Annotated in this window: 4 protein-coding genes and 1 tRNA gene; all 5 read right to left on the bottom strand. The window is 71.1% G+C overall.

Annotated elements, in window-relative coordinates; genetic code table 11:
* Positions 1 to 37: 37 nt before the first annotated feature.
* Positions 38 to 110 (bottom strand) — tRNA-Lys (locus EHS43_RS31355).
* 98 nt (positions 111 to 208) lie between these two features.
* Positions 209 to 1,768 (bottom strand): amino acid permease, encoded by a 1,560-nt coding sequence (locus tag EHS43_RS31350; protein WP_125194074.1) that lies wholly within the window; start codon positions 1,766 to 1,768, stop codon positions 209 to 211.
* Positions 1,769 to 1,831: 63 nt separating this feature from the next.
* Complete coding sequence (locus tag EHS43_RS31345) at positions 1,832 to 4,948, bottom strand: VCBS repeat-containing protein (RefSeq protein WP_125194073.1); 3,117 nt, start codon at positions 4,946 to 4,948, stop codon at positions 1,832 to 1,834.
* Between the two features lie 206 nt (positions 4,949 to 5,154).
* Positions 5,155 to 7,254, bottom strand: coding sequence for a DEAD/DEAH box helicase (locus EHS43_RS31340; RefSeq protein ID WP_125194072.1), 2,100 nt, complete (start codon positions 7,252 to 7,254; stop codon positions 5,155 to 5,157).
* Between the two features lie 234 nt (positions 7,255 to 7,488).
* Positions 7,489 to 7,859, bottom strand: a 371-nt coding sequence (locus EHS43_RS31335; RefSeq protein WP_125194071.1) for a hypothetical protein, incomplete at its 5' end; no start/stop codon positions are given.

Raw genomic sequence — 7,859 nt, 5'->3', positions numbered from 1 at the left:
TGACAGGTCGGAGGGCAAGTCCCCCGACTCTCACCGGTAGGCCCTGTGGGACTCGAACCCACAACCAATGGATTAAAAGTCCACTGCTCTGCCAATTGAGCTAAGGGCCCAGGCGATGTTGCCTCCCCGAGCATAGCCGGACGTGGCCGGGTCTCCGATCGGGTATCGGGGACACGGCCGCGTCGGGCGGGCGGAACGGGTGGGAAGATCAGGGATCGACCGGTTCGGGGGCGTTCACGCGGGCCGCCTCGCGGGCCCTGGTGCGCTCGTGGTCGGGGTTCAGGAACCAGTGCCGGGCCGAGGCCGCCCACCAGATCCAGGCGAAGCCGAGGACCACCAGGACGGCGACCGGGGCGTAGTTGAAGGTCTCCCAGGTGACCGGGGAGACCTGCGGGAGCATGAAGAGGACCGTGATCAGCGCGACCCACACGACCGAGACCACGCCGATCGCGTGGGACCAGCGGCCCAGGTGCCAGGGTCCCCGGTCGAAGGCGTCGCCCTTGCGCAGCCGCAGCAGGGTCGGGATGACGTAGGCGATGTAGAGGCCGATGACGGCGATGGAGGTCACCGCCGCGTAGGCCGTCACGTTGATCAGGTACGGCAGGCCCAGGACCAGGGCGCCGCCCGCCGCCAGCCACACCGCCGCCACCGGCGTCCGGGTGCGGGGGCTCACCGTGTGCCAGACGTGCGAGAACGGCAGGGCGCCGTCGCGTGAGAAGGCGTAGATCATGCGGCTGTTGGCGGTCACCGAGGCCATGCCGCAGAAGAGCTGGGCGCCGATCACGACCAGGAGGAGGAGCTTGCCCGCGGTGGCGCCGAGCGCGTCCAGGAGGATCTGGGCCGGCGGCGCGCCCGTCGGGGAGTTCAGGGCGCCGTCGTAGGACTGGATCGCGAAGGTGAAGCCCAGGAGGAGGACGAAGCCCGCTATCCACGAGGTCCAGATCGACTGGACGATGCCCCTGGGGCCCGCCGTGGACGCGTCGTGGGTCTCCTCGGTCATGTGGGCGGAGGCGTCGTAGCCGGTGAAGGTGTACTGGGCCATCAGCAGGCCGAGCAGGACCACGTAGACACCGCTGCCCCAGCCCGTGTTGTTCACGAACTCGCCGAAGACGAAGGACGCCGACTGGTGGTGGTCGGGGGCGAAGGTCAGGGCGCCGACGATCACCGCCACGCCGATCACGTGCCACCACACGCTCACGCTGTTCAGCAGCGCGACGATCCGCACGCCGAAGGTGTTCAGCAGGCCGTGCAGGACCAGGATCGCCGCGAAGAGCAGCACGGTCCGCCCGGGTGTCACCTCGAAGTCGAACTGCAGGTTCAGATACGCCCCGAGGAAGGACGCGGCGCCGAAGTCGATGCCGGCCGTCACCGCCACCTGGCCCAGCACGTTGAACCAGCCCGTGAACCACGCCCACGCGGCCGCGGTCCGGGGCGGGGCCAGGCGGTGGGCCCAGAAGTACAGGCCCGCGGAGGTCGGGTACGCCGAGCAGATCTCGGCCATCGACAGGCCGACGAACAGCGTCATGAGACCCACGGCGACCCAGCCCCAGGTCATCACGGCGGGGCCGCCCGTGTTCATGCCGAAGAGGTACAGGGTCAGGCACCCCGACAGGACCGAGATGATCGTGAAGGAGACCGCGTAGTTGGAGAACGCCGACATGCGGCGGGCGAGGACCTGGGTGTAGCCGAGCTGGGCAAGCCGTTCTTCGTCGGAGAGGCCCGAGTCGGAAGGGCCCTTCTGCCCAGTCGCCATGGCGTCATCTGTCATGCCCCCAGCGATTCCCACCCCGGGGGCGTGACACACGTCACAAGTTGGCCGAGAAGTGCCCCTCTAGAAAAGGCCCTTGTAGCCCTGCCAGCCGGTGGCGATCCTCGTGCGCGCCCCGAACGACCCCTTGCCGTCGCCGTTGTTGCGCCAGACGTTGCCGCCGGTGTCCCGGGAGACCAGGTCGGCCCTGCCGTCGCCGGTGATGTCTCCGACGCCGACGATCACGTTGTAGGAGCCGCCCCAGTTGGAGAAGACCTTCGTGCGGGCGCCGAACGTGCCGTTGCCGGTGCCGTAGTACCGGTACAGGTTGTTCGCCGTGTCCTGGGCGAGCAGGTCGCCGATGCCGTCGCCGTTCAGGTCCCCGGCCCCGACGACCTTCTTGTACGTCTTCCAGTTGTCGTAGAGCTTCACCCGCGCCGACAGCTTGCCGGTGCTGGTGCCCTTGTAGAGGTAGACGGTCCCGGTCGAGGAGTTGCGCGCGATCAGGTCGGGGCGCCCGTCCTTGGTCACGTCACCGGGCGCGGTCAGCACGTCGTACTGGTTCCAGCCGGACGTGCCCAGCGAGGTGTACGACGTCGACGGCTTCAGCGCGGCGCCGCACCCCGGCTTGTACGCGCGCAGGGCGCCGCTGCTCAGCCGCACCAGGACGTCGTTGCACCGGTCCCCGCTCAGATCCCCGAACGGCACCGCCTTCACCGAGGTCGGCCAGCCGCTCGCGCTCACCTTGCCGGAGAACGTGCCCTTGCCGGTGCCCTGCTGGAAGGCCAGCGCACCGGAGGAGTCGAGGGTGAGGAGCTCGCCGAAGCCGTCGTCGCCCACGTGGTCGCGGCGCACCGCCTGGCCCTTCACCAGCTTGACCGTGCCGGTCACCGTGAGCGGGGCGCCGACGCCGTCCGCCGGGGTGACGGTGACGGTCCAGTCGTAGGAGCCGTTCGGCAGGTACGCGTCCCCGGTCCCCTTGGGATCGAGGCCGTTCCAGCCGACGTTCAGTTCACCCCGCGCGGCCGTGCCGTCCCTGTGGTCGCCGTAGACCTTGCCGGTCGCGCGGTTGCGTACCGTGACGTCCCAGTCGGAGGTCGGCTTCGACAGCAGCAGGGTGGTCAGGGTGTCGGGCGTCACGTCGAAGGTGCGTGCCGTGACCGACGAGGCCTTGGCGGCCGGTGCGAGCAGCCGCAGCGGCTGCTGTGCCACGCCGGACGGTACGAGGTGCACCTGCTCCCGGTCGTCCACGTAGGCCGCGTTGGCGCCGGACTCGTCGACGGTCCAGCGCACGTCCCGCTGCGAGGTCCCGGTGTCGGGCAGAGCGCCGATGACGCGGCTCGCGGCCGTGCCGCCGGCGAACGTCGTCATCGTCAGCTGCCCGGCCCGCCGGTCGTGCGTGACGACGAACCCGTCCCCGAGCTTGGCCTCACCCGTCGGCACCGGCACGGACGTCTTCGCCGTACGGTCGTAGACGCCGGCCTTGTCCGCGCACGTCCAGTACAAGTACCGCCCCAGCGCCTGGAGTTCGGTGGGCACGCAGCCGGAGTCGGTCGTGACCGTCTCCACGGTCTTCTTCGTCGTCAGGTTGTACGCCGTGACCTCACCGGCGTTCGCCCCCGCCGTCCACAGGATCTCGCCGTCCAGGGCGGCGGCGCCCGGGGTGCGGGTGACCTTGGGGCCGGAGCTGTCACCGAGCTTGAAGACGGTCTGCCGGGTCGCGGTCGTGTGGATCACGTACTCGCCGGAGACGTCGGTGATCCGCCCGCCCGCGGGGACGCTGTGCTCCGAGAAGTCGTACGGTCCGGGCCCGTTCACCCTGATCCGGTCCTCGGTGGCGGTGTCCCGCGTCAGCCACACCGACCGGTCGTCGGCCGTACCGAACACGGCACAGCCGCCCTCGGCCGCAGGGCAGGAGTAGAGCCTCATGTCGGTGCCGTCGTAGTTCGAACGCGGCCCGAAGGTGGGCGTCCCGGTGGCGGCGACGGTCCGCAGATAAAGGTCCCGCGTGCCGGCCCAGCTGTCGTCCGCGACCAGCAGCCGCCCCTGCTCCAGGGCCAGACCCTGGATCCTGTACGCCGGTTTCGGCAGCGCCTTGACCATGCTCACCACGGGCCTGCCGTCCGCGTCCGCGTGGATGCGCTGGAGACCCCAGTCGTCGGCACCGGTACGGCCGACGGCGACGGCGTCACCGTACGCCGAGGCGGAGACACCCGCGTTCGAGGCGGAGACACCCGCGTTCGAGGCGGCAAGGAGGGTGACCGGGTCGCCGCCCGCGATCGGTACGGCGGTGACCTTGCTGCCACTGGCCGGACGGTGGACGAGCCAGTCACCCACGACGGAGAGCTCATCGGCGGGGCTCACACCGTCGGCGCCGTCCAGGGACACCTCCACGGGCGGGGCCGAGAGGTCGGCGCGGGAGTAGACGTACGCCTTCGAGGCCGCGTCGCCCGCGTAGTGGACCAGGTAATCGGGCGACAGGACAACGGAGTTGCCTCCGGACACCGCCGGGGTCCAGCCCTGGACCAGGCCGGTCTCCGGGTCGACGAGCACCGACCGGATGCTGCCGTCGAGCGAGGCACGGAAGACGATGCCGGAGGCGTCGCCGCGCACCGGGGCGCCGATCTGCATGCCCGAGGGCAGGCCCGAGATCGTCAGGTCCCGGAGACCTCCGTCCGCTTCCGGGCTCAGTAGATGCCTGACCCTCGTGGTGATCCCGTCCGAGCCGGTGACGTTCTCGTAGGCGACCACCGTGCTGCCGTACACGCCGGAGTACACCCCGGCGTATCCCGTGGGCACCTGGAGCGTGCGGGTCGTCCCGTCGGCCGCGTCGAACAGGTCGACACGGCCGTCCTGGTAGCGGCGGGACAGGACGTCACCGCCCGTGCCGTCGGCGACCACCAGGTTGCCGCCGGCCGCCGGCACGTCGACGGAGACACCGTCCGAGTAGCGCGTCCACACCAGCCCCGGGTGGCCCTCCAGACGGTGGAAGACCCCCTGGCCGCCCGCTGCTTCACTCCCGACGGCGGTGTCGGCGTAGGAGACGGTCGCAGCGGTGTACGTGTCCCGGAACGTGGCCGGGACCACCGTCTCCTGCGCCGTCTCCGCGACGGCGGGTGACGGCAGCAGCGGGCCCAGGCCCGCCGCCAGGACGGCGGAGGCGGCGACGAGGCGCAGACGTCCGGCGGCATGACGAGTCAACGAAGACCCTCCCCGAAGAAGGAGACGGGCGGCCCACCGGTCCACGGTGTCGCTGGCCCCCCGGCCATCACACCCGTCTCATAAGTGCGCTGATCTTACCGTCTCTTGACTCTTCCGGGAGAGCGTTTTCTGACCCCGTACACGACAAACGCCGTGGCCCCCCGTCAGGTTCGACGGGGGGCCACGGCGTTCACTGCCGGCAGGCGTCAGCCGTTGCGCTTCCAGCGCGGCTTGTCCTCGCGGCGGCCGAAGGAACCGGTGCCGGTGCCGCGGTGGTCGTCACGACGGCCGTAGGGGCGGTCGTGGCTCGGGCGGTCGTGGCCGCCGGAGCGGAAGCCCGGGCGGTCGCCCTGACGGTCACGGTTGAACGGGCGGTCGCTGCCACGGTGGCCGCCCCGCTCGTCACGGCGCTCGAAGGAACGGCCGGCCGGACGGTCGTTGTCGCGGCGGAAGCCGCCACGGTCGTTGTCCCGACGCTCGTTGTCGCGGCGGAAGCCGCCACGGTCGTTGTCACGGCGCTCGAAGGTACGGCCACCGCGGTCGTCCCGACGGTCGTCGCGGCGGAACCCGCCACGGTCGTCACGACGCTCGAACGTGCGGCCACCGCGGTCGTCACGGCGCTCGAAGGAACGGCCACCGCGGTCGTCCCGACGGTCGTCACGGCGGTCGTTGTCGCGACGGAACCCGCCACGGTCGTTGTCGCGGCGCTCGAAGGTACGGCCACCGCGGTCGTCCCGACGGTCGTCGCGGCGGAAGCCACCACGATCGTCACGGCGCTCGAAGGAACGGCCACCGCGGTCGTCACGGCGCTCGTACGACGGGGCGTCCGACTTCTCGACGTCCTGCGCGACCGGCTGCTCGGGCACGGACGCCGCCTCGGCCACCGCGGCCTGCGCCTCGGCGACCGCGGTCTCCGGGTCCTCACCGCGCTCGCGGGCGGCCCGGGCGACCAGGCGGTCGGCCTCCTCGCGAAGCTCCGCGGCACGGCGCTGCGCCCGCTCCAGCTCCTTGGTGAGCTGGGCGACCTCGCGCTCGGCCTGCTGAGCCGCGTTGGCCGCGGACTCGGACTGGACCTCGGTCATCGAACGGGCGCCGGTGATCTCGGCGACCTCGGGCTCGAAGGCCGTACCGGAGTTGATGATGTGACGCCCGGCGTCGACGCCCGCGTCCTCCATCAGCCGGAAGATCTGGCGGCGCTGGTGCGGCAGGGAGAGGGACACGACCGTGCCGGTGCGGCCCGCGCGAGCGGTACGCCCTGCACGGTGCAGGTAGTCCTTGTGGTCACCGGCGGGGTCGACGTTCAGGACGAGGTCGATACCGTCGACGTGGATGCCGCGGGCGGCGACGTCGGTCGCGACGAGCGCGTTGACGTAACCGTCCTTGAAGTCGGCCAGCGTGCGGGTGCGCGCGCCCTGGGTCATGCCGCCGTGCAGCGCGTCGGCCTTCACACCGGCGTCGCGCAGCTGCTCGGCGATGCGGTCCGCGCCCAGCTGGGTGCGGACGAAGATGATGGTGCGGCCCTTGCGGGAGGCGATGGCCGCGGTGACCGGCGCCTTGTCCTTGGGCTTCACGATCAGGATGTGGTGCGACATGGTCGTGACGTTGCCCTGGGCGCTGTCGACCTCGTGCGTGACCGGGTTGCTCAGGTAGCGCTTGACCAGGGTGGAGATCTCGTTCTCCATCGTGGCCGAGAACAGCATCCGCTGGCCGCCGGCCGGGATCTGGTCGAGCAGCTCGGTGACCTCGGGCAGGAAGCCCAGGTCGGACATCTGGTCGGCCTCGTCGAGGACGGCGACCTCGACGTTCTCCAGGGAGCAGGCGCCGCGGTTGATGATGTCGCGCAGGCGGCCCGGGGTGGCGACGAGGATGTCGACGCCGCGCTCCAGGGCGTAGATCTGGTTGCCCATCGACGTACCGCCGCAGACGACCTTCATCTTGAGGCCGAGGACGTCGCCGTAGGGCTGGAGGGCGTCCGCGACCTGCATCGCGAGCTCACGGGTCGGGGTGAGGATGACGGCGCGCGGCTTGTGCTTCTCGGTGCGGCCGCCGGCGAGACGCGTCATGGTCGGCAGACCGAAGGAGAGGGTCTTGCCGGAGCCGGTGCGGCCACGGCCGAGGATGTCCTTGCCGGCCAGGGCGTCCGGGATGGTCGCGGCCTGGATCGGGAAGGGGGTGGTCACGCCGTTCTGGGCGAGCTTGCGCACGACGCCCTCGGGGAGGCCGAGGTCCGCGAAGGTGACCTCGACGGCGTCCTCGGTGCCCTCGTTCTCGGGCACGACGACGTGATCAGTACTGGAAATGGACATGCGTATGCGAAACCTTCCGGAGTCTCGTCGGCACGCGCCCGTCAACTCCGTGTTTCGCAATACGACCGCCTCTATGCGGTCAGCCACGGTAAGGGAGAGAACGCGCCACACGGCGCTCTTCTGCTTTGGCGCCGGGCAAATGATCAAACGATCTATAACCATACGCACCCGTCGCCCCCTAAGGCAAACCAATGCCCTCGTATGTATCCGAGGTCACTTCGCGGCTCCTCGCCGTCACGCCGGCGACCCGGCGGTGGGCGCGGGCTCCCGCTGGCTCAGCTGCGTGCCCGTCTCCGGCTGCGCGGAGGAGGACGGCTCGGCGGGCGGCGGTGACGGCGTGGGCGAGGCGGGCTGCTCGCTCGGCGCCGGGGGCTCCGGATCGGGCGTACGGGTGGGCGCCGGGCCGATGTCCGTGGCCGAGGGCACCGGGTTCACCGAGTGCCCCGGCTTCGCTCCCGCGGAGGCCGAGGCGCCGGCTCCCGCCGGGGCGGACGCCGACGGCGAGGCGGACTCCTGCCCGTGCTTCCCCTTGCCGTGCCCGCCGTGCTTGCCGTCCGCGCCGGTCCCGCCGAGCCCGACGGAACCGCCCGAGCCCGCCGTACCCC

Origin of the sequence: Streptomyces sp. RP5T (assembly GCF_003933965.1) — a bacterium.
GTDB lineage: Bacteria > Actinomycetota > Actinomycetes > Streptomycetales > Streptomycetaceae > Streptomyces.
Note: the sequence above shows the minus strand (reverse complement) of the source record. Positions and strands in the feature narration are given on the sequence as shown.

Excerpts from the sequence above, each read along its gene's own strand:
- EHS43_RS31340 (WP_125194072.1), bottom strand. The coding sequence starts at position 7,254 with ATGTCCATTTCCAGTACTGATCACGTCGTCGTGCCCGAGAACGAGGGC.
- EHS43_RS31350 (WP_125194074.1), bottom strand. The coding sequence starts at position 1,768 with ATGACAGATGACGCCATGGCGACTGGGCAGAAGGGCCCTTCCGACTCG.